18 protein-coding genes are annotated in these 23,696 nt (G+C 41.5%); 11 read left to right on the top strand and 7 right to left on the bottom strand.

Annotated features, from left to right (window positions below; genetic code table 11):
* Positions 1-170 precede the first annotated feature (170 nt).
* Positions 171-2,429 (bottom strand): photosystem I core protein PsaA, encoded by a 2,259-nt coding sequence (gene psaA / locus AC5590_RS30680; RefSeq protein ID WP_169267054.1) that lies wholly within the window; start codon positions 2,427-2,429, stop codon positions 171-173.
* Between the two features lie 564 nt (positions 2,430-2,993).
* Here psaA and AC5590_RS30685 point away from each other — a divergent pair.
* Entirely contained in the window at positions 2,994-4,526 is a 1,533-nt protein-coding gene (locus AC5590_RS30685; protein WP_169267055.1) for a hypothetical protein, read from the top strand.
* A 29-nt stretch (positions 4,527-4,555) separates the two neighbouring features.
* Here the strand turns inward: AC5590_RS30685 and AC5590_RS30690 are convergent, their stop codons facing one another.
* Positions 4,556-5,470, bottom strand: a complete 915-nt coding sequence (locus AC5590_RS30690) for a glutaminase (protein WP_169267056.1) — start codon at positions 5,468-5,470, stop codon at positions 4,556-4,558.
* A 220-nt stretch (positions 5,471-5,690) separates the two neighbouring features.
* Between AC5590_RS30690 and AC5590_RS30695 the strand changes: the two genes are divergently transcribed.
* Positions 5,691-7,208 (top strand): thioredoxin-like domain-containing protein, encoded by a 1,518-nt coding sequence (locus AC5590_RS30695; RefSeq protein WP_169267057.1) that lies wholly within the window; start codon positions 5,691-5,693, stop codon positions 7,206-7,208.
* Positions 7,209-7,651: 443 nt separating this feature from the next.
* Positions 7,652-8,074: a KGK domain-containing protein gene (locus AC5590_RS30700; protein ID WP_169267058.1), complete on the top strand. Its 423-nt coding sequence runs from the start codon at positions 7,652-7,654 to the stop codon at positions 8,072-8,074.
* 53 nt (positions 8,075-8,127) lie between these two features.
* On the opposite strand, the gene AC5590_RS30705 is transcribed toward AC5590_RS30700, so the two are convergent.
* Together AC5590_RS30705 and AC5590_RS30710 are read right to left on the bottom strand one after the other, a co-directional pair.
* Positions 8,128-10,524, bottom strand: a complete 2,397-nt coding sequence (locus AC5590_RS30705) for a bifunctional serine/threonine-protein kinase/ABC transporter substrate-binding protein (protein WP_169267059.1) — start codon at positions 10,522-10,524, stop codon at positions 8,128-8,130.
* A gap of 360 nt (positions 10,525-10,884) precedes the next feature.
* A complete protein-coding gene (locus AC5590_RS30710) occupies positions 10,885-12,249 on the bottom strand; it encodes an NB-ARC domain-containing protein (protein WP_169267060.1) in 1,365 nt (454 codons plus the stop codon).
* 151 nt (positions 12,250-12,400) lie between these two features.
* Here AC5590_RS30710 and AC5590_RS30715 point away from each other — a divergent pair, with 151 nt between their 5' ends.
* From AC5590_RS30715 to AC5590_RS30730, 4 genes are read left to right on the top strand one after another with little or no spacing between them, the layout of a single operon-like run.
* Complete coding sequence (locus tag AC5590_RS30715) at positions 12,401-13,153, top strand: sigma-70 family RNA polymerase sigma factor (protein ID WP_248277335.1); 753 nt, start codon at positions 12,401-12,403, stop codon at positions 13,151-13,153.
* Positions 13,154-13,164: 11 nt separating this feature from the next.
* A complete protein-coding gene (locus AC5590_RS30720; RefSeq protein WP_169267061.1) occupies positions 13,165-13,500 on the top strand; it encodes a DUF952 domain-containing protein in 336 nt (111 codons plus the stop codon).
* Positions 13,501-13,543: 43 nt separating this feature from the next.
* On the top strand, positions 13,544-13,732 hold the full coding sequence (locus AC5590_RS30725; RefSeq protein ID WP_169267062.1) for a DUF4089 domain-containing protein: 189 nt from the start codon (positions 13,544-13,546) through the stop codon (positions 13,730-13,732).
* A complete protein-coding gene (locus AC5590_RS30730; protein WP_169267063.1) occupies positions 13,729-15,108 on the top strand; it encodes an AtzE family amidohydrolase in 1,380 nt (459 codons plus the stop codon). The genes AC5590_RS30725 and AC5590_RS30730 overlap by 4 nt, the downstream gene beginning before the upstream one ends.
* Here the strand turns inward: AC5590_RS30730 and AC5590_RS30735 are convergent.
* Together AC5590_RS30735 and AC5590_RS30740 are read right to left on the bottom strand one after the other, a co-directional pair.
* On the bottom strand, positions 15,097-15,765 hold the full coding sequence (locus AC5590_RS30735; protein WP_169267064.1) for a hypothetical protein: 669 nt from the start codon (positions 15,763-15,765) through the stop codon (positions 15,097-15,099). The genes AC5590_RS30730 and AC5590_RS30735 overlap by 12 nt on opposite strands.
* A 454-nt stretch (positions 15,766-16,219) precedes the next feature.
* The gene (locus tag AC5590_RS30740) at positions 16,220-16,903 is read right to left on the bottom strand and encodes a response regulator transcription factor (protein ID WP_169267065.1); all 684 of its coding nucleotides are present in this window, start codon (positions 16,901-16,903) and stop codon (positions 16,220-16,222) included.
* Positions 16,904-17,373: 470 nt separating this feature from the next.
* Between AC5590_RS30740 and AC5590_RS30745 the strand changes: the two genes are divergently transcribed.
* The 4 genes from AC5590_RS30745 to AC5590_RS30760 all read left to right on the top strand — a co-directional run bounded on the left by AC5590_RS30745 (position 17,374) and on the right by AC5590_RS30760 (position 21,349).
* A complete protein-coding gene (locus AC5590_RS30745) occupies positions 17,374-17,721 on the top strand; it encodes a YbaB/EbfC family nucleoid-associated protein (protein WP_169267066.1) in 348 nt (115 codons plus the stop codon).
* A 150-nt stretch (positions 17,722-17,871) separates the two neighbouring features.
* Complete coding sequence (locus AC5590_RS30750) at positions 17,872-18,357, top strand: low molecular weight protein-tyrosine-phosphatase (RefSeq protein WP_169267067.1); 486 nt, start codon at positions 17,872-17,874, stop codon at positions 18,355-18,357.
* Between the two features lie 462 nt (positions 18,358-18,819).
* On the top strand, positions 18,820-20,199 hold the full coding sequence (locus tag AC5590_RS30755) for a serine/threonine-protein kinase (RefSeq protein ID WP_169267068.1): 1,380 nt from the start codon (positions 18,820-18,822) through the stop codon (positions 20,197-20,199).
* Positions 20,200-20,467: 268 nt separating this feature from the next.
* The gene (locus tag AC5590_RS30760) at positions 20,468-21,349 is read left to right on the top strand and encodes a hypothetical protein (RefSeq protein WP_169267069.1); all 882 of its coding nucleotides are present in this window, start codon (positions 20,468-20,470) and stop codon (positions 21,347-21,349) included.
* 259 nt (positions 21,350-21,608) lie between these two features.
* Here AC5590_RS30760 and acs read toward each other — a convergent pair whose 3' ends face one another.
* A complete protein-coding gene (acs, locus tag AC5590_RS30765) occupies positions 21,609-23,579 on the bottom strand; it encodes an acetate--CoA ligase (RefSeq protein WP_169267070.1) in 1,971 nt (656 codons plus the stop codon).
* Positions 23,580-23,696: the final 117 nt, after the last annotated feature.

Here is a 23,696-nt window from a genome sequence, read left to right on the forward strand (position 1 = left end):
CGTAGTCGGATCTTGTGCTAGATCCTGGCTAAATTTTGGAAATTTTGTTGCCATAGGTTTGATAAGTCCTCTGACCTTCAGCCATCAGGTTCTTAGAGCTTTGAGTTATGAGTAGTGAGTCTTGAGCGAACTCAAAACTCAAAACTCACTACTGTAATAAGAGCTGATTTTTAGCCCAGTGAAAGAATTCGTGCGTGGAAGAACGCCCAGGTAGTAGCAATTCCTCCCAAGAGGTAGTGAGCTACACCAACAGCCCGACCTTGAATGATGCTCAGAGCACGGGGCTGAATTGCTGGTGCTACTTTCAGTTTATTATGTGCCCAGACAATCGACTCAATCAGCTCTTGCCAGTAGCCACGACCGCTGAACAGGAACATTAAGCTGAATGCCCAGATAAAGTGAGCTCCCAAGAAGAGCAGACCATAAGCTGAGAGCGCACTACCGTAAGAGTTTATCACTTGTACAGCTTGTGCCCACAAGAAGTCACGCAGCCAACCATTAATGGTGAGAGCGCTTTGGGCAAAGTTACCACCAGTGATATGAGACACAGTACCGTCTGCGTCTACAACTCCCCAGACATCAGATTGCATCTTCCAGCTAAAGTGGAAAATCACAACCGAGATGCAGTTATACATCCAGAACAAACCAAGGAACACGTGGTCCCAACCAGATACCTGACATGTACCGCCACGACCTGGACCATCGCAGGGGAAGCGGAATCCCAGGTTCATCTTGTCTGGAATTAGACGAGAGCTACGGGCAAACAGGAAGCCCTTGAGCAGAATCAGAACGGTAACGTGAATCGTGAAGGCGTGAATATGGTGAACCAAGAAGTCCGCCGTACCTAGTGTGATGGGCATCATCGCCACTTTGCCGCCTACAGCTAGAACACCACCGCCAAAGGCGTAGCTTACTGGTTCTAGTGCATTGGGTGCTGTTGTACCTGGTGCTACAGTGTGTATGTTTTGTATCCACTGAGCAAACACTGGTTGCAGCTGAATTGCGGTATCAGAGAACATATCTTGGGGACGACCCAAGGCACGCATCGTGTCGTTGTGGATATACAGTCCAAAGCTGTGGAAGCCCAGGAACATAGATACCCAGTTCAGGTGAGAGATGATTGCATCTCTATGGCGAAGCACACGATCCAGCACGTTGTTCCGGTTTACCACTGGATCGTAATCCCGCACCATGAAGATTGTTGCGTGAGCCGCTCCACCAACGATCAGGAAGGCACCAATCCACATATGGTGAGTGAAGATGCAGAGTTGGGTTGCATAATCTGTCGCCAAGTACGGATACGGAGGCATCGCGTACATATGGTGGGCGATGATGATAGTCAAGGAACCCAAGAAAGCAAGGTTAGTTCCTAACTGAGCATGCCAGGAAGTGGTCAAGTTTTCGTAGAGACCTCTGTGACCATCACCAGTGAAGGGACCTTTATGGTTTTCAAGAATCTCTTTGATGCTGTGACCGATACCCCAGTTGGTACGGTACATATGACCAGCCACGATGAACAATACCGCTATCGCCAAGTGGTGATGGGCATTGTCTGTGAGCCACAACCCACCTGTGACTGAGTTCAGACCACCTTTGAAGGTGAGGAAGTCTGAATAAACACCCCAGTTCAAAGTGAAGAAAGGCGCTATACCGTTGGCAAAGCTGGGATACAGCTCAATCAACAAGTCTTTGTTCAAAATGAACTCGTGGGGCAACGGTATATCTTTTACTGCCACTCCCGCATCCAACAACTTATTAGTAGGTGAGGATACGTGGATGATGTGACCTGCCCAGCCCAATGAACCACAACCTAGCAATACTGCTAAGTGGTGATTGAGCATTGACTCGACATTTTGGAACCATTCCAACTTAGGAGCCCGCTTGTGATAGTGGAACCAGCCGGCAAACAAGAATAAGCCTGCTAATACCAAACCACCAATTGCAGTGCAGTACAGTTGGAATGAGTTCGTGATACCCCAACCACGCCATATTTGGAAAAAGCCGGACGTGATTTGAATACCGTGGAAACCGCCACCGACATCTCCATTCAAAATGTCTTGACCAACGATTGGCCAAACAACTTGAGCACTTGGCTTGATATTGAGGGGGTCGCTCAGCCAAGCTTCATAGTTTGAAAAGCGAGCGCCGTGGAATATCATCCCGCTCAGCCAAATGGTCACTACGGCTAAGTGACCGAAGTGTGCTGCGAATATCTTGCGGGATATGTCTTCTAAATCGCTTGTATGTGTATCAAAGTCGTGGGCGAGCGCGTGTAGATTCCAAATCCATGTTGTGGTTTTTGGACCTTTGGCTAGAACTCTGTCGAAATGCCCTGGTTTAGCCCATCGTTCAAATGAAGTGGGTACCGGGTCGTTATCGACTATGACTCTTGCCTTTTTCTCCTCTCGCTCTGGAGGACTAATTGTCATTCGACCTCCTCTCTTTATCTGGATTGAGGAATCATTGAACACCACCTAAGTATCTTTCGGGCTTTAGTTCACCTTAGTCGCCTCTTCCAGAAATAGATGACTGGAGCTGCGACGAAGACCTTTTTGTGGTTATTGGTTTCTCGTTGAATTATAAAGGCTTCTGTTGTACATGGTTACAGATCTTTTAACAATAATTCAAAATCGGGAAATCTATTGCCTCATCTGCTTTTTACCGCAAAAATATTGGACAAAAAGTCAATAGTCTATCCATTTTTTTTACAAATGGTTACAATTCTTGAAATGAATGCTTCTACCACAAAACTTTCTTTTTTAAGTATTTCATCCGAAAATTAATATGATTTAATACAATTAACCAAGAAAACGTCTACTATAAATGATGAAAAGTTCATGAAAAAAAGTTAAAAACTTAATGTAGTAAAAATGACATTTTTATATTTGGACACGATCTACGAAGAAATCTCCATTTGGGCTATAGTGTCCAGTGGACAGTTTGAGCCAAAATTATTCAGTCAGTCGTAATAGGAGTATCACTGGGTGAAACGCATGAACTTGTGGCAAAAGACCGCAACTGCTATGCTCAGATTGCTGATGGCATCAGTGCTGATATTAAGTTTGACCAGTTGTGGAGAGAAAGCCGTTAGCCAGGAACCGTATAACAGCTTGCAAGAAAAAGCCCAGCTTTCAAAGCAAATCTCAGAAGTTTCCCCTCCAGCAACAATCCAAGAACTGCGCTCAGCCTTGGAAATTTATCAGCCACAAGTAACAATAGTGACTCCTAAACAGGATGAAATCCTTCAAGACGACACAGTCACTGTTCGCTTTCAGGTAAAAGACTTACCCATATATAAAGATCCAAAACTAGAGCTTGGTCCTCATTTAGAGGTCATTCTCGATAATGAACCATTAATAGCTGTATATAACCTAAATAATCCCCTGGTTTTGCCAGACTTGCCACCAGGTACTCATACCCTGCGTGTTTTTGCTTCTCGTCCTTGGGACGAAAGCTTTAAAAATGAAGGTGCTTACGCTCAAACAAAATTTCACGTCGTCACCAAAACTGACGACAACAACCCCGAGCCAGCCAAGCCACTGTTAACATACAGTCATCCCAAAGGCAGTTACGGCGCAGAACCAATTCTACTGGACTTTTACCTCACAAACGCTCCATTGCATCTAGTTGCCACAGAAAACCCTGATGACGACATAGCAGATTGGCGCATTCGCTGCACAATTAATGATGAAAGCTTTGTTTTAGATCGCTGGCAATCCGTTTACCTCAAAGGCTTTAAGCCAGGTAAAAATTGGGTAAAACTTGAGTTTCTCGATGAACAGGGAAACCCTGTAAAAAATGTCTTCAACAGTACAGTAAGACTGATTACCTATGAACCCAATGGGAAAGACACTTTATCTAAGATTGTCAGAGGAGAACTGTCAGCAGATCAAGTTCGCAGCATTGTAGACCAGAATTATACTACTGAAATTCCAACTGCTGAACCGACACCTACCCCAACCTTAACGCCCAGCGTTAAAGGAACACCTGAAACGCAACCCATCCCTGAACCGACACCTACCCCAACCTTAACGCCCAGCGTTGAAGAAACACCTCAAACACAACTAAAGGAAGAAAAAACGCCTGTTCCTGAATCTGGATCAGTACCTCAAACACAGGAAAAACCGAAATCAGCAGGCTATTTTAATCGATTCCAGCGTCGGACAGATAAAATACCGACTCCAGAAGCAACAGTTGAACCAACTCCTAGTTTGTCTCCTACTTTGCCACAGGTTATTGAAACTCCACAACCAGAACCTGAGTTAACGCCCGTACCAAAAAAAGTTGTTCCTCACTCAGAAGGACTATCGAGATTCAGTCGCTACTTCAAGCGTCAGCCATACAAAACAGCAACTCCAGAAGCACCAGTTGAAACAACACCTGACTCACCTACAACCTTACCGGAGATTATTGAGTCCCCTGCACCAGAAACAATTGTGCCGCAACTACAAACCACACCCGAACCCAAATCAGAGGTGACGCCTACACCCGAAAAGCAAAGCGAGGAAATTCAGCAGGCACAATAATTTAAAGTTTTGGTTCAAGTTTTGGACTGCTACCCAAATATACTCAACTGTAAACCTTGGGATAAAGCTTGAACAAAGGCGATCGCCCCTACAGAATTACCTGTACTATCCAAGGTAGCACTGTAGCAAGCAACAGCTCCTTCACCTGGTACTATCGCCAACAGTGCGCCACTGATACCTGATTTCATTGGCAAACCAATCTGTAAAGCATACTGGGAAGAAGCTTTATACAACCCACAAGTTAACATCAGCGAGTTGACAATACGGCGATGCTGCGGTTTGATCAATTCGCTGTCACACGCTAAAAGCAAACCCAGACGGGCTAAATCTTCCACTTGACTAGAAAGACAGCATATTTCTTCATAAGTGTCAAGGGCGATGTCTTGATTCTTTACAGAACCTGCTTTTGTAAGATATTGCGTAATGGCTTGATTAGCTTGGGAGTTACTTGAGCGCACAGAAGCGAGCATAACTTCATCCAACTTGAGGTGACAACCAGCAACTTGGTTTAGCCAATTAGACAATTCGTGAGTGCGAGCGATCGCATCTTTTCCTGGTAACTTATCGGCAAGGGTAATTGCGCCACTGTTAATCATAGGATTACGAGGTCGTCCATTGTCAGCGATTAGTTGCTCTAAAGAATTGAAGGGAGCATCCGATGGCTCAAATCCAACCCACTGAAAAACAGTTTCTGCTCCTACAAGTTCAAGTAGATACAAAAGCGAAAACGGCTTAATCACGCTCATGAGAGGGAAAACACAATCTGTATCCCCTTGGCTATAAGTTTCTCCTGAACCACAGCAAATATGAACCGCAAATAAATCGGGATTGACCAAAGCTAATTGGGAAATACGCTCAACAACTTGTCCTTGATGTGCTAATAATTTGGCTTGTTGCACCCAAGTTGATAACTGAGTAGTCGTTAGTGTTTTTAATCCAACCATTACTGCTACTGTATTATGCAATTTAGAAATAAGTCGGTAGGCGTAATTAAATATAAGATAAAACCTCACCCTCAATCCCTCTCCTACCCTGCGGGAAGCCGCAAAGCGTCTATAGCAAGGAGAGGGAAGCCGGAGGCAGGGTGAGGTTTTATATTTAATTTCAGCCGTTTACTGTAAAACAGTCAATTTTGAATTTAAAATTTAAAATTTTTAATTGTTTATGATTCCGCGTGTCAGAGCACCAGAATTACCGCAAAATTATCCTTGGCTGAATGTTGACAAACCTTTGTCTCTTCGAGAACTCAGGGGTAGAGTTGTCATTTTAGATTTTTGGACATATTGTTGTATCAACTGCTTGCATATCTTGCCAACCCTGAAATATCTTGAACAAAAGTATAAAGATAGGCTGACAGTTATTGGCGTACACAGTGCCAAATTTGACAATGAAAAGGAAACAGAAAATATCCGCCAAGCTATCCTCCGCTACGACATCGAACATCCAGTTTTAGTAGATAGTGGATTTCGAGTTTGGCAAGAATATGCTGTACGCGCTTGGCCCACCTTGATGATAATTGATCCACAAGGTTACGTGATTAGTTATGTGTCTGGTGAAGGCGATCGCAAAGTTTTAGACGAACTCATTCAAAAGTTAGTTAGCCAACACCAAGAAAAAGGCACGATTAATTTCCAAGAACTCAACCTGACTTTAGAAAAACAACGAGAACCATTAATCACACCTCTAGCTTTTCCTGGTAAAGTCCTGGCGACACAAGCAGGGTTGTTCATTGCTGACTCTGGACATCACCGCATTGTCATGAGTAGCTTTGATGGGGAAATTATACATTTAATTGGGACTGGACAATCTGGGTTAACCGATGGTTCTTTTGGTGAAGCTCAGTTTTTCGCACCCCAGGGAATGGTATTTGATCAACAAAATCAGATTTTGTATGTTGCGGATACAGAAAATCATGCTCTGCGGCGAGTTGACTTGAAAAACAAAGTGGTAGAAACGATCGCGGGAACAGGTGAACAAAGCCGTAATATTCGTCCTCACTCTGGTAGTGCACGAAAAACAGCACTGAATTCTCCTTGGGATTTACAGCTATGTGAAAACAGCTTGTATATCGCAATGGCTGGTTCTCATCAAATTTGGGAAATGGACTTAGAAACTAGCATGGTTAAAACTTATGCTGGTACTGGTGCAGAAGCTTGTGTAGATGGTGCACTGACTGAATCTACTTTTGCTCAACCTAGTGGTATCACCACTGATGGACAAGAATTGTATATCGCCGACAGTGAAGTGAGTTCTATTCGTGGCGTGGGACTGGTTGAACCACGACAAGTAAGAACCGTTTGCGGTAGTGGTGATTTGTTTGGCTTTGGTGACGTTGATGGACAAGGTTTCGATGTCAGGTTACAGCACTGCTTAGGAGTAGAATACGCCGAGAATCAGTTATGGGTAGCTGATACTTACAACCACAAAATTAAACTCGTTAACCCTCACACTGGTTATTGTCAAACAGTGTTAGGTGATGGTTCAACTGGTTTGCAAGACGGACAAGGTAAAAATACCCGTTTTTCTGAACCTTCTGGACTAAGTGTGATGGGTTCTGATTTGTTTATTGCTGATACGAATAACCATGTTATCCGTCGCGTAGATTTGGACACGCTAACGGTGACAACATTAAAATTTCCTAATTTGTGCGCCCCAGATGTATGTGTTCCACATGAGTCATAAGTTGGTGGTGAGGACTTTAGTCATTACTACAAAGAAGTTTTTACAAGTAATTTTACTATCATGATCTAACTCAGATCTTGCACCTCCGGCTGAGTACGCCCAGAACTAAAGTTCGTGGCTCATAAACCAAGTCCGTTAAAACGGAACGGCACATGCTTCAAGTCGGGAAACCCGCCCAACGCAGTGCCTCCTGGAAAATTTACTCAGTCCGTTTTAACGGACTTAGACTTTCAGCTAAGAAATTTATTTATTGGCGGACGAAAAGTATGGTGCAAGATCTGAGCTAAGTCATTTTTTGAATAGAAAACCACATAAATACACAGAGAAATTAAAAGCAAGGACTAAAGTTTTGTTGATGTCATAAAATTGGCAGAATCTACTATGAAGTCAGGTTAAATTATGAGGTTAAATGACTGAGTTTACAACTGAAACTTGCGTTAATTATGAATGAAAATTTTACACCACTCGAATGTGAGGACGACGTTGTACTTATAGGAAAAGATTCTTTTAAAGTCTGTAGATTAAAAGAGGTGATTGAGGAAGAAATCAGAAATAAGTTACAGCAGCATATTTATGAATACACAAGTTTATATCCTGGTGTCTCAATGGTGGAAATTTTTAGGAAACTATCTATTGGGCAAAAGAAGATAAATTTAATGGAAATTCAACATAACTATGTTACAGATTGTCAGATTCTTAGAGTTGGTGGATATGGCTGGCAAAAAGGACAACTGAAAATGAAGATATGTATATCACTTATCAACCATAATCAAAATGAATTAAGTTTAGAATTCTGCCCTGATGAACCGACTGAGCAAGAATCTTTAATGGATGAAATTTGTAAAATCATACAATCGGAAACATAATTAGTAGGATAGATAATGACCACTGTAGGAATTTGCTCTAAAAAGCGTAAGAGCTAGGGAGTGGGTTGAAAGCAAGTTGCGCCATAGTTTACAGGGACAAAGTAGTAGCCCGAACGAGGTGAACAATAAGGTAAAACTTTCACTAAGGCAATATTAGCGTTAGCGCGATCGCTCCCCTCAAACTTAATTTCTCCAGTTGCACCTTTAACTTGGAATTGTTTGCTGGATAATACTTGCTGAACACCCTTTCGGCTAGGCTGTCGCTGTTTTTTTATAGCTTCGATGAGTACATTAGTGGCATCATAGGCTGCAGCGGTACGCCAACTCACATCCTTTGTTTTCCATAAAGATTGCGCCGATTTGAGAAATGTAGAATTAGGGTTAGAGAGTCTGTGCCATGGGATCGCTATCACTAAGTGACGACTGACTGCGTTTTCTCCCGTTTCTATCTTTACTCGCTCTAGATAAAGGCTATCTCCTGCAACCATGATTAAGTCGGGGTATTTGTCAGATTTGATGACCTTTAGAGCGTTGTCAAATGCAGTCTTTTCCCTCCCACCAGGAATGAGAGTAATTGCTGTGGCTCCTTGCTTTTTAGCTTCTTTGAGAGCAGTGGATGGATCGAATTTTTGGCGGCTAGACAAATCAAACTTCTTAGAGTCGCCCACAACATCTCCAGAATTCTTGAAAACGCTCGATAATTCCTCCTTCAGAGATTTACTATACTCACTGTCACCACTCGACAAGATTGCTAGTTTCTTTTTTTTGGCTTTATCTTTCAGATATGTCGCCAAGTTTTCGGCAGCTTTTTGATCACTAGGAACAGTACGAAAGAAGAAATCGCTCTTTAACTTTACTGACGTACTGGTAGGAGAAACTAACACCAACTTATTCTCTTTATAAGTTTGCAGAACCGCCTTGGTGCTCTCACTGGAAAAGTGACCTACAACCGCCAGGATATCCTTTTCTTTGACCAGTTTTTCGGCGATTTCCTTTGCTTGCTCATCTTTATCTTCATCATTCGCTATCAAAACTTGGAGATAGAACTTCTTCTCATTTTTAGCCTCCGGATTTATCGCCTCGTGTTGGGCTTGGGCAACTCCACGCAGTAACTCCCTGCCTTGGTCAGCAGTTTGTGAGTCATTAGAGCTCAGGGGAGTGGCCACAGCAATCGTGTAAATTTTGTTTTTCGGAATTTTTCCTTGATTAAGCTCATTAATCGTGGCGTTGTTATAGTAAATCAAGGTTTCAGGGTCAGGAGGACCCTGGTTATCCCTCCAGGCATTTTTGAAAAACTCTACTGCTTCAGGGTAGTTACATCTTTTTACTTCCGAAGCGCCATCCCTTTTGTATTGCAGATCCTGCTTATCTAGAATTCTTTCGCCAAAGCTTAAATATTCTTCTGTGAATGAGTTGCAAGCTGTTTTGCTGTTGTAGAAGTTGTAGAAAGCGAACAGCAGTACTATCAACAACAACACCGGAAGCAAACCCTTAATCCGCCGCCATATCTGCAGCCTCCTACGACCATTAAACGAAGGTCTCGGCAGCGGCGGGTGAATGGAATCTAAATCTGTTAAAATCACTGTGGCATTGTTAGGACGACGACTACGCTCAAATGCCATTAGGCGATTAATCAAGTTCACAAGAGAATCGGAAACAGGATACCGAGTACTTTGCCGCCAAACTGAGATATCCGGCTGTATGTGCCTGGGGTGGATACCGGTAAGCAAATACACGCAAGTCCGTCCAAGCGCATAGAAATCGGATTGCAAAACAGCTCGCCCGTCTATTTGTTCGGGAGGCGTATAGCCTGGTGAGTAAATCTGTGTGCTACGACCTCCACTGACAACGGTTCCAGTTATCTGCCTGATTGTACCAAAATCAATCAACACCAGCTGTCCATTCGGTCGTCGCATGATATTGGATGGCTTAATATCTCGATGAAACCAGTTTTGTTGATGGATGAAATCCAAAATTGTGGCAAGTTGTTTTAGCCACTCCAGCGCTTGTCTTTCGTTAATAGCTCCATGTTCACCCAACCACTGTTCCAGGTTCTGCCCCTCAATTTTTTCCATCACTAAGCAGTGCAGTTCCTGACCGTTGTTGAGCAATAATGAGAAATAGGCTTCTCCTCTAGGGATACCCGGATGTTCCAAGTGTATGAGAATTGATTGTTCTCGTCGGAAGAGTCTTATTAAGTCTGTGAAAAATTCTCTACCATCAGGTAATCGTATACCATTGTTGTGTATGGCTTTGAGAATTTTTCGTGTTCCCAGATTCTGACTATCTTCAACTTCAAAAACCTGTGTACAAGTATAATAATTATTACTTAGTTGTTGAATCAAACTGTAGCGATTATTGATAAGTAAAAGATTTCCACAGTATTGGCAGGCATTGACATTATCTGGATTATCACGACTTTGACACTCAGGATTTATACAGTAGGGCATAGTTCGGTAAGATGCTAAAATTGTGTGAGTTTTCTGGTTAATAACGCTACTGAAATTAGCCAGAAAATCGTCTGAATTATTACGATGTGAAAAGAATACTTTATAAGTAGGTCAACATTCAAAAATATAAAATACGATTCTTGCGATTGCTCAGGGCAATCATGCGGACGCTACGCGTATGCTTACAGGACGGTTTGCGCTTATGCAATAACATCTTACATTTAATTTGGTTAAGCTATTTAGCGATTTGCATTTGCATTCAATTTTTGTAAGGTGGGCACTGCTTACCGTTCCCTCAAAACCTTCTTTCTAGATTGTGAGCAGTGCCCACCCTACGGCTACTCATCTGTGGCAATTAGCTCAAAGTTGCTGGCGACCATATAAGCGCTTGACACACTTACTCACAACAGGCTGAAGGGTGAACAAGACTTTGCCATCTTGTTTGCATTTCTCTATGAACGATCGCTGGCATAAAGAATAGAACTGTTTGTAAAATTCTGACTTGCGTATCTCAGGTGACATCCGCGATCGCAGCGTGTCAAAGTCAAGCCATATCGCTTCACTAGCAAGACAGCATAAAATTTCTTTTTCCCATTCAGGTAGTCTTTCGAGCCGTTGTCTAAGCAGCATTTCAATCGGCGGCGGTACCACAATTGTATTTATTCTTAAAAACTCGGTGACACTACCATCAAATAACTCTTGAATCATTTTAGAGATGTGGATCAACGCCAGAGGATTACCGCGATACATATTGATTAGCCTTGTTGCATCTTCGGCTGCAAACTTTAGATTCTCTGTCCTAAAGATTTCTGTAGCTGCTACCTCGTCTAAACCTTCCAGCTTCCATAACTTGACCGTTGTTCCTTCACACGAGGTCAGTGTTTCTGGTCTTTCTTGGCTGGTGAGCACCAGACAGCTTTTATGGCTTTGTTGTGCAATTCGCTGCAGCAATTCACCGTATTTTTCATATCCAGCTTGATAACGTCCCGCGCCATCACCCCCCAAAACTGTCTCCCAATTATCGAGAATTAATAAAACCCGATGCTGACGCAGAACTTTGAGCAACTTTGAGATCAGATCATCCACGTTGTTGGATGAATCGGTGCTTTGTTCATCAGACAGGAAACTGATGATATTTAGCAGAATTTCTGATAATGGTGGAGGGTTGTCGGGTAGCGCTCGCCAAACTAGATACTCAAACTTCTCCTTAATCTGTTCTGCAATTCTTACAGCTATGGTGGTTTTACCAATTCCTGCCATGCCTGTTATTGCTACCACACGACAGCGATCGCTCACAATCCATCGATTAAGCGTTTCTAGTTCTGTATTACGTCCATGAAAAACTGATACTTCAGGCGCTTCACCCCAATCTACTGTTTGGTTTCGTTCAGTAGTTTTATATCCTGCTGCTTCCAACCAGTCAGCAACATCTTTCCAGCTTTTGAGTGTCTTTTCTTCTCGATTTGTCAGTTTTTCCGTATATCTGTATAAAGTACGACTTAACTCAACAATAATTCCACTTCTATCCTTATTGAGCCTGTCAGCAATGTCCTCTGGATGACAACGGCAGAGTAATCCCCGTAGGTGAGTTTTTTCGACTTCTGTCAGCCCTGGTTTTGCCCGTGGAGGTGCGACTTGTCGCTTTGCATCTGCCAGATCTATGTACAACCTTTCTAAATCCCAGTTATTTGCCGCTTCGGAAAACGGCTCTTGATTAGATGCCATGACTGGAAATCGTCATTATTCTGTTCGTTAATTTTAACCTAACCAAAATCCCTAATCTTCCTTAGATGAATCCTAACTTTGCCTTCACGTACTATCTTTTCAGATTCAATCAAGAGTCTACAAACTAACGAATTACTTTTTTGTATCTACCATGAACAAAGATTTACAACAAGACAAAGCTATCAGACATCTAGCATGCAACCCATCACACACACAGGCTTGGGACGAAAATCACCAATCGACGACAGTTGCAGAAGAGTCCCAGAAATTACTGCTAAATAAAAAAGATGAGTATCTTAAAGAACTTGCGAAGATAGCTCAGCAGTATCCACCGTTAAGTCGTGAACGACAGCTAGCTCTCACAAGACTAGTAAATGGTATTATGCAATCTGGTAAACTTTTCCATCCGCAAAGAAGTCAATTTTCAGCAGCTATTTATCAAGAAATTTCTCAGGAAGCACACCAAGAACTCTTGCTGTATATCTGTCAAAATATTAACAAGTATGATCCTGAGCGTGGTTCAGTCATGACATGGGTTAATTTTCTTTTTTCGCGGCGATTTTTTCCACAAGCCATGCGTGAAATATTATATCAGCAAAGAGTTCCACAAATTCTTGTTACAGACTCATATAATGTGGAACCTGAATCAGAACCAAACCTCCCAGAAAGACTGAAGGAATATATAAACTCTGATCCAGAAAACCTCTTGAAACGAAAACGTATGGCAAAGTGTCCTGTCGTTAACTTTCAAGCCTTGGCGCAGCGACGAATTTCCGGAAAAACCTGGAAGAAGATTTCAGCAGAATTTGGTGTCAAGATTCCAACAATTAGTATTTTTTATTATCGTTCTATAAAGAAGTTTTCTTCACAGTTACAGGAGTATTGTATGAAAGATGTAATTTAAGCAAGAAACTTATGACTACGATCCTACACATTACTCAACGAAAACAATGGGAGCAAAGCAAACTCCTTGGAACATACGAAGGTGATACCCTTGACTCTGAAGGCTTTATCCACTGTTCAACGGCAACACAAATTATAAAAGTCGCAAATACATTTTTTCCCAATCAAAAAGGATTGGTACTCCTTTTGATCAACTCTGATAAAGTTCACGCTGCAATTCGCTATGAAGGTGTCGAAGAAGAACTATTTCCTCATATCTATGGTGCTTTGAATGTTGATGCTGTCTTCAAGGTGATCGATTTTGAACCTGGTGAAAATGGCTTGTTTATATTGCCAAAAAATATTTGAATGGAATAAACCGCCAAGGACGCCAAGGAAGAGAGGAGGACAGATGGAAGGTAAGGAGTTGAATGTAGGCGAGTATGTGGATTTGATGGGTTTGTTGTTGGATTTAGAATTGAGGGATGAGTATCGAGATGGAGTAATAGCGAATTTTGAGAGAATTATGGCGATCGCTCAAGTTGTAAATGAGTTTCCCTTACCTGAGACAATTGAAGCAGCTTCTATTTTTGAGCCATGAGTTTAGAACAAGCTGATGCTGTTGCAGTAGCGGCTGCTGTGCGAGAAGGTAAAGTGAGTGCAGTAGAAGTTACCAAAGCTGCTTTACAAAGAATTGCCGCAAGGGATAATCAACTCAATTGTTTTACAACTGTCACTGCTGAGACTGCTTTGGCAGATGCAGAACGAATTGATAGAGAAATTGCCCAAGGTAAAAATCCTGGTTGTTTGGCTGGTGTGCCTTTCGCTGTCAAAAATCTTTTTGATATCGCTGGCTTAACGACTCTTGCTGGTGCAAAAATCAACGCGGAAAATCCTCCAGCAACTCAGGATGCAACAGCGATCGCCAGGTTGAAGCAAGCGGGTGCTGTTCTTGTAGGCGCTTTAAATATGGATGAGTACGCCTATGGATTTGTGACGGAAAATTTCCATTATGGTACTACACATAATCCGCATGATTTAAAGCGGATAGCTGGTGGTTCATCGGGTGGATCGGCGGCGGCGATCGCAGCTAATTTAGTTCCACTGACATTGGGTTCTGATACGAATGGTTCCATCCGCGTTCCTGCAGCTTTGTGTGGTGTTTATGGTTTGAAGCCGACTTATGGACGGTTGTCACGTGCTGGAGTAGCATTATTTTCCAATAGTTTAGACCACATTGGACCATTTGCGCGTTCGGTGCGGGATATTGCTACCGCGTTTGATGTGCTTCAGGGGGAAGATGAGAGAGATCCAGTTTGTACAAAGCGTCCTCAATTGCAGATGTTAGATGCAATGTCAAGACAAAGTATAGAAAGTTTAAGAATTGCTATTGCAGGTGATTATTTTGAAAAAGGTGCAAGTCCTGAAGCATTAGAAGCAGTCCAAAATATTGCTGATGCTTTGGGTGTTACCCAGTATGTCACAATTCCTGAAGCGCATCGCGCCCGTGCAGCAGCGTTTGTGATCACAGCTTGTGAGGGGGCAAATTTGCATTTGGAGAAATTGCGATTGCGTCCTCAAGATTTTGATCCAGCAACACGCGATCGCTTTCTCGCAGGTGCTTTGATACCTAGTAGCTGGTACATTCAAGCGCAGCGCTTTCGTCGATGGTACAGAGATAAAGTTAGAGAAATCTTTCAAAAGGTAGATGTCATTCTTGCTCCAACTACACCTATTTCTGCACCGTTCATTGGTCAAGAAACCATGATTTTAGATGGAGAAGAAATTCTTGTCCGTCCTCATTTGGGATTGTTCACTCAACCATTATCTTTCATCGGCTTACCTGTTTTATCAGTTCCAATTGTGCGCCCAAATGCTCTACCTTTGGGTATACAATTGATAGCTGCACCTTATAATGAAGCGCTAATTTTACGAGTAGCATCCGTACTAGAAGCCAAGGGTGTACTATGTGTGTGATTCAATGGCATCATCAAAAGAGTTATTGTTTTCTAACTCTGCCTGTTCCCTTTTTCTGAGATACTCTCTACCTTGCTCTGTAATTTGTAAATAATCTTTCAAGTTCCCATTTTCTGGCATTGAGGAAATTGTTTTGTTGGGTAAATTTTCAATAAAACCTAATGCACGTAAATGCCGCAATTCCTGTACAAAAGGACGCTGCTTTTTATAAGAAAATGGTTCATCACTTCCTAACTTACGGAGATGTTTTAATTCATAGCTACCAAGCAGACTACTAACAAGGAGTTGATTTTGATTTTTACTCTTAGCCATTTCCTGTTCTACGGAAGTGAGACGTTGGACTATATTTGTAGTTGCTTCAATATTTGCTTTATTGGTTTCAATCTTAACTTGTTGGCTGTCTTGCTCAGCTTTTATTTTGTCAAGATCTAATGTAATTCCATCTTTGGTGATAACTAACTTGACTAATCTTTCCAAAAGTTCTGAATTCACCAATAAGATAATAGCAAATATTACTACATCTGCCGTCTCTAACTTTTGCTTTACCCACCCAAGTGGAATCGCTATAAAATAAAGTAAACTAAGAAAACTAAGAATTTTTAAAAACCAAAAATTAAGTTTATTTTGATTGTTAGGTTTCTGGTTTGTCCCATTCATACACTGCTCACCTTAAATACTGTTCTCGCCAATGTTACTTTCTAATACAAAGGTTTGACTAGGGATTCCAGAATCAAAGGACTGATTGCTAATACGATAACTTTGCCAAGATACAAAAATTTTTAAGGTAAGCAATACAATATTTACTATTTCTGTACGCCTTGTGCGCCTAAAACGGTTTGATGGGTGGACAATACCCACCCTACAACTCATATAAGTCTTTCAATTTATAGTTTCTGTTATAGCAGTTGCCAGGTAGATTAGGACATCAACTAATGAGAAAACACGGAAACCACGGGACAATTCCCAGCCTGCTCCCTGCTCCCTGCTATACTATTTGGGTGACAAGCTTAAACCTCCACCCAAATCACTCGAAGCTAGCAAACCAAGAAGTTAAGATAGTTGAGGTTATCAAGATAAAATCGCGGAATGATAGAAACTCAAGCGCCATTAGCTACTCCACCAAACCATGCTTAATCGCAAAACGTACCAGTTCTGCTCTGTTACTAGTGAAAGTTTTTCTTAATAAACTGCTGACGTACTTTTCCACAGTTCTTGAACTCAGATGCAATTCCTGGCCGATTTCAGCATTAGAAAGACCATGAGTCAATAGTTCCAGAACTTGTTGTTCTCTGGGAGTTAACTCAGAGAACATTTCGGGTTTTTGAATACCAGTCAGATCAGAGTTATTGGTGTCCGGCGATTTTGTGGGAGTATGAGTGACTAAATTTTCTTGATGATAAAAACCGTACTCTGATTGAATAATTTGCGATCGCTCTAAAAGATTGCGAATTGCTGCAGCCAACTCTTCTAGCTCAAAAGGTTTAGGCAAGTATAAATCGCATCCCGATTGATAGCCTAGAATTCTTTCCTGAGTCTTGGTTCTGGCTGTTAGTAATATTACAGGTAACAATCGGAAACCTGGTTGTTGACGCACTCGCCTCACTAAGTCATATCCATTCATTCGTGGCATGATGATGTCAGTGACAATCAAGTCAGGATGATGCTCCTCCACGATTGTCAAAGCCTCTTGACCATCATCGGCTGTCATTACTGAGTAGCCAGACAGTTCAAGGTAATCGCTGATAGATAGACGAGTGCCCAAGTCATCATCTACTATGAGGATCGTCAAGGGCATGGACAGTAGATCCCTAAGAATTTTTTGCCTTGAGTTTGTTTTTATAAGCACTATAAGTAAACACAGGTAATAATAGTACTCTTATTTCTCATACTATGACAGGATTACCAATAGATAACTACCATTAAGTTGATTTATAAAGTTAATATTAAATCCACCTTAAGGTTAACAAGTTAAAGTCATCATCTACTAACTACTTGAAATATTACATTTTGCTGTATTATTTGTTACATTTGGATGACAGAGTTGAAAAATTTAGACATGGTAAGGTTAATCAACTATTGAACCCGACAAGAACGTAAGAAAATCTATTTCTAAGTGCTTTGAATGTTGTAGATAAGAGGAAGTTCCATTTTTTGATTTATTCCTTGCGTGTAAACAAAGCAATGACTTATATCTCTCTACAATTTACTCACGACATCTATAATTGAATTTGATTTGTCATTCAAAGCACACTTGGACTAGAGATTATGACAGGAAAAGGACAGGGATTTGGCTTTGGCTTGGGAAAAATGAGAGAATTGGCTCATGCCTTTAAAAAAGCGCAGCAAGTTCAAGAAGGCGCAAAGCGACTCCAAGAAGAATTGGAACAAATGGAAATTCAAGGAGAAGCTGGCGGTGGTTTAGTCAAGGTTGTTGTTAGCGGTAACCAAGAACCGAAGCGAGTGGAAATCTCTCCAAACGCAGTACAGGAAGGAGCAGATGTCCTTTCCGATCTTGTAACAGCAGCAATGAAAGACGCTTACAACAAATCAACTGCAACAATGCGCGAACGTATGGAAGAATTAACTAGTGGGCTAGAACTTCCAGGATTGTAGTCATCAGTGAGCATAAGCTTTGCTGAGAACTTCCGAATAGAGGCGAGTAACCCCAGAGCGCAGCCTCTTGTGGAGGAGATAAGCGAAGGGTCATGAGTTATTTGTCATTAGCATAACACTAATGACAAAAACAAATAACAGTGAATATTTATGCCCTACAAGCTGCTGTTTGTCTGCTTAGGAAACATCTGCCGCTCACCAGCGGCAGAAAATATAATGAACCATCTGATTTCGCAGGCTGGGTTGAGTGAACGCATTGTTTGTGACTCTGCTGGGACATCAAGCTATCACACCGGTAGTCCACCTGATTCACGCATGAGTTTTGCTGCACGACAAAAGCTGCAAATTAAACTGCTCGGAAAAGCACGCCAATTTCAAAAGTCTGATTTTGAAAACTTTGATTTGATTTTGGCGATGGATCAAGATAACTATGAGGACATCCTTTCTGTTGATCCAGCTAGAAAATACCGCCACAAAGTACACTTAATATGTGACTTTTGCTCTAGGCACAACCTTAAAGAAGTTCCAGATCCATACTACGGTGGTCCAGAGGGATTTAATCGGGTGATTGACTTACTTGTCGATGCTTGTGAAGGTCTACTGAAGCACCTTCCTAGCCAAGATTCTGGCTTGTAATACAAATGTAGTTAAATAAAGAAGTCAGAATTCTGAATCTATCTCGTTGGGGGTTTGAATCCCGCGATCGTAAGTGATTCTGACCGGAGGCGGAGCTATCCAGCGCTCCGCTCCAGGATTCTTTTTCAATGACCCACTTATTCTCCAATACATACACGGAGGTAGGTGGGCTTACTAGTTATTGTTAAAGAATTTTAATTACTTGCCTTTATAGCGTTAACTTTAGTACCTCTGGTCTAGTAAGGTAACTATAAAGGATATATTATACAGGCATGAACACGCAACTACCACTACAAAGTTATGATTTCATGATAAAAACTTACAATTAGAAATGTTTAGTATAAATATATTTTTCTAAAAAAACTTATGTTTTAAAAACTAAGCAGAGTCATCGTAAATACTTTTGCTGTTCATATAATCTGTATAGTCATAGCAATAAAGAAAGATCAAGGAAAAAATGCTATGGAAATTTACTGTACTCGTCCACACTGTCCAAAATCGATCAATTCTTTTCCCGATCTAAATGAACCTCTAGACCTGAAAAACGTTCGACAAAAATATTGCATAACTTGCGGAATGCCACTCTTTTTAGATGGTCGATATGTGCCGTTGAACGAGTTAAGAAAGGGTGGGTTTGGAGCGGCATTTCTGGCATACGATCGCCGAACTCCAGCCATGCGAAAATGCGTCGTCAAACAGTTGCAACCATCTGCTAGCCTTAATGAAGAACAGATACAAAAGACGACACAGTTATTTCATCGTGAGGCAGAAGTTTTAGAAACATTAGGCACACATCCGCAAATTCCCGAGCTTTTTGCGTTTATTAATTTACGAGTTCCAAGTCGGGAAGGGCAAAAAACTCAGGAGTTGTTTTACTTAGTGCAGCAATATATCGACGGTGAGGATCTAGAGCAGGAACTCAACCGTAAGGGTATGTTTTCAGAAGCAGAAGTTTTAGAAGTTTTACAAAAAATCCTCCCGGTTTTAGAGTTTGTCCATACTCATCACTCTATCCACCGGGATATTAAGCCTTCTAACATTATGCGTGCTCGTAATGGATCGTTATATCTTATAGATTTCGGTGCAGTTAAGCAAGTAGTCAAAGCAACTCCTGAACAGCAAGGATCAAACTCTACAAACGGTATACATTCTGGCATGTTAACAGGTATTTATACAGCAGGCTTCGCACCATCAGAACAGACGGCTTGTCTTGCTGTGTATCCTTCAACAGATTTATATGCTCTAGCAGCTACCTGTGTGTGTTTGCTGACTGGTCAAAAGCAGGTCAAACATTTTATTGACCCTAACACGAAAACTTGGTTCTGGCGCTCACCTAAAGTTAAAGTTAGCGATCGCCTTGCCAATGTTTTAAATCGAATGCTCAAAGATAAGCCAAAAGAGCGGTATCAATCAGCAACGGAAGTTCTTAATGTCTTGCAGCCAACCTCGAATTTGACTTCAAAACTTCTAAACAATTTGGAGTGGTTGGTAGAACCCTTTTTGATTGGGTTTGAAATTGCACTACTTGCAATAGCTTTTAATAAACTCCCAACATTAATTAATGGTGTTTTAGTAAGTATAACTTTGGCTAGCTTTATCTATGCTCAACATCGCCGAATTATAACTAGACATCATTTATCAATTATTACTGGAAGTACACTCGTTGTTGTGCTTTTATTACTATCGGACTTGCCTGCTCGATTAGAAATTCCTTTTTTGAGTTTCATTTTGCAAAATACTCCAATATACGTCATATTATTTGCTACATTTTCTGGTATTTTTGCTATCACTTTATTAGGTTTATCTCAACTCATTTACCAGCTACTTGCCCGCAGGATATAAATATTTCAAGCCTGGTCGTTTTTTTATAGGGTGTGTATTCATGTTGGAAAGAAAAGATTCTCTGCGCCGCTTTGTTGCAGTCATTATTACTTTTATCATTTTAAGCTTATAGAGCATCAGCCAAAAGATCACAAAGATGATTAATGACGGGTGTATTCACTACATAAGCTAAAATACATTAAGACTCTGTTTTATATGTTTAAATGTTGATTTAGTTAAAGGGGAATTAGCATCTACTATCTTAATATAAATTAACAAAGCAAATGCAATGAAAAAGTGGAAGAATCAATTATTGCTATCCTTAACAGGAGCTTGTTTGGCAGTTGGATATTCAAGTTTATTAGCGACAGGAAATGATCAGCAGAGTCAACTAATCTTGAAAAAGAACTTGTTAGCACAATCAGAAATCAATCCAAATGTCAATGAGTATCTTGAAAAGAACAAACCGGAAAGTTATAAGACTCTTAAAAAGAAGCTAGATGAAGCGATTCAGGATGCAAAAAGACCAAGCCAGGATAAAGTGGTAAACAATCTTTGGAGATTGTCAATAAGCAATTCTAAAATCAAGACGAGGATAAAGAACGGTAAAACAGAATTTTTAATGGTGAGTTGGAAATATATAAAAAACCCAAACGAGGATTGGAAGCCTGGTTTGAAACAAATAGAAAACCAGACTTGGTTAACAGCATCTACTCAAGTCAAAGATTTTTGTCATACCTGTAAAGGTTTAGGTATGAAGATTTCTGGTGATATTATGCTTTCGCTAAGATTGCAGCAGTATTTGGGTTTAATTTTGAATAAAAACTCCAATAAGACGCATTTTGTAGAAATGTGGGTGAAAGCTGAAGATTTAAGTAGACCATGTCTTAATTCAAAAATTAATAATTCTAGTTGTCAAGTTTTTGCTGTACCTCCTATTAATAATCCTGTGTTGCAAAAAATATACAAAAATTCCTTTGAAGGTGAAGAACATTATCCTTGGACAGGTTTGGGTTACACATATGATTGGGGAAATCCTCAAAAACCTCATGTTGGGGCAAGCGAATTTATTATTAATGCAACTGTTACCAGCCCCATAACTGTAGAAGTTGTTTCTATAACAGCTACAAAAGAGTATTGTAAGAATAAATATTTAACTGCATCTCATTAACAGGACTTACGCAAAAATAATGTAGTTGTGTCATTGCGACGTAAGGAAGCAATCTCAGAGTCTTGTTCTTTCCTAACTTGTGCCTAGGTGCTAATTAACAGAAAATACAGATTTTTCTAAATCCTTTGTAATACCACTAATCTATTTTGCAAGAGGTAGACAAATGCACACAGACGAATTACGTGTTTTTGTCTGCGTGCATCTGCGGTTCCAAATATCCTCAAATCACATTTTTGCAATAATGCAAGAAATCTGTTCCTTAAGCACCTTCGCGCAGTTTATCCAAAACCCCCCTATCCTCTAAAGTAGACGTATCACCCGAAACTTCTTGCCCAGCAGCCAGATTCCGCAACAAGCGGCGCATAATCTTACCAGAACGAGTTTTGGGCAAAGCATCGGTAAAGCGAATTTCTCCAGGGCGGGCGATCGCCCCAATTTCCTTTACAACGTGTTGCTTGAGTTCTTTACTCAGTTCTTCACTAGGATTGCGATCGCCTTCTAAAGTCACAAAAGCTACTATGTCTTCTCCTTTGAGGTCATCTGGCTTACCGACCACAGCAGCTTCAGCTACTGCTGGATGAGACACAAGGGCTGATTCAACTTCCATTGTACCAAGACGGTGACCTGATATATTAATAACATCATCAACACGCCCCATAACCCAGAAATAACCGTCTTGATCGCGTCTTGCTCCATCTCCAGCAAAGTAGACATATTGCCAATCTTTCGGGGGGATGTGTTCCCAGTAAGTGCGGCGGAACCGGTCAGGATCACCGTATACTGTTCGCATCATACCAGGCCAAGGATGCCGCACGATAAGGTAACCGCCTTCATTGTCACCTACAGAATTACCTTCTAAATCCGCCACATCGGCTAGGATTCCAGGGAAAGGACGAGTTGCAGAACCGGGTTTTGTGGAAATTGCTCCTGGTAACGGTGTAATCATGATACCGCCAGTTTCCGTTTGCCACCAAGTATCAACAATCGGACAGCGTTCACCACCAATCACTTTGTGATACCACATCCAAGCTTCTGGGTTAATTGGTTCGCCTACGGTTCCTAGCAAACGTAAAGAAGACAGATTTCGCGCTTTCGGCAGGTGTTCGCCCATCTTGATAAAGGCACGAATTGCAGTTGGCGCAGTATAAAATATATTGACGCCGTATTTCTCAATAATGTCCCAGGTACAGCCTGGGTTAGAGGCACGAGCCGCACCTTCATACATCACCGTTGTTGCACCATTAGAAAGAGGACCATAAACAATGTAGCTATGTCCCGTAATCCAACCTACGTCAGCAGTACACCAATATACATCTGTGTCTTGTAGGTCAAAAATCCATTTGGTGGTCATGTGAGCGTATAAGTTATAACCAGCTGTTGTGTGTACAACACCTTTCGGTTTGCCAGTGCTGCCGGAAGTGTAGAGAATGAACAGCATATCTTCACTGTCCATTGGTTCGGCGGGACAATCAGCAGAGACATTCTTTTGCAAATCATGCCACCATTGATCACGTCCTGATTCCATGTGAATTTCTTGACGTGTACGCTGCACTACCACAACGTTTTCGACACTGGGAACAGCGCCATCAGCCAAAGCTTTGTCTACTTGTTCTTTGAGAGGGACGATCGCATCCTTACGCCAACCACCATCAGCAGTGACGACGAGTTTTGCTTGAGCATCTATAAGTCTGTCGCGCAAAGCTTCTGCACTAAAACCACCAAAAACAACACTGTGAGGTGCACCGATTCTGGCACAGGCTAGCATGGCGATCGCCGCTTCCGGAATCATCGGCATATAAATGCCAACCGTATCTCCTTTTTTGACTCCCAGTTGCTTGAGTGTATTCGCAAACTGACAAACTTCCCGATGCAGTTGGGCGTAGGTGATGGTGCGCGAGTCGCCTGGTTCTCCTTCCCAAATAATCGCAGCTTTATTTTTACGCCATGTGGTGAGGTGTCTGTCAAGACAGTTGTAAGAAATATTAATCTTGCCATTGACAAACCACTTAGCAAACGGCGGTTGCCAGTCTAGAATTGTGTCCCATTTTTGGAACCAGTGCAACTCTTGTTCTGCTAACTCCGCCCAGAATTTTTGCGGATCAGCTTTCGCTTTGTCGTAGAGTTGCTGGTATTCTTCCAAGCTTTTGATTTGAGCGTTTTGGGAGAATTCAGGGCTGGGGTGGAATAGACGCTTTTCTTGAAGGATTGATTCTATCGTTACTTGGGACATGATTGTTTTTGTAATTGGTGATGTGACTGAATACTACTGAAAACTATTGTGTACGCAGATTTACGAGAAAGTGTTTTGATTTTCGTTAAGATATGGGGCAATTGCAAAATAACTTTA

The sequence above is a fragment of the Brasilonema octagenarum UFV-OR1 genome, assembly GCF_963888615.1.
Lineage (GTDB): Bacteria > Cyanobacteriota > Cyanobacteriia > Cyanobacteriales > Nostocaceae > Brasilonema > Brasilonema sennae.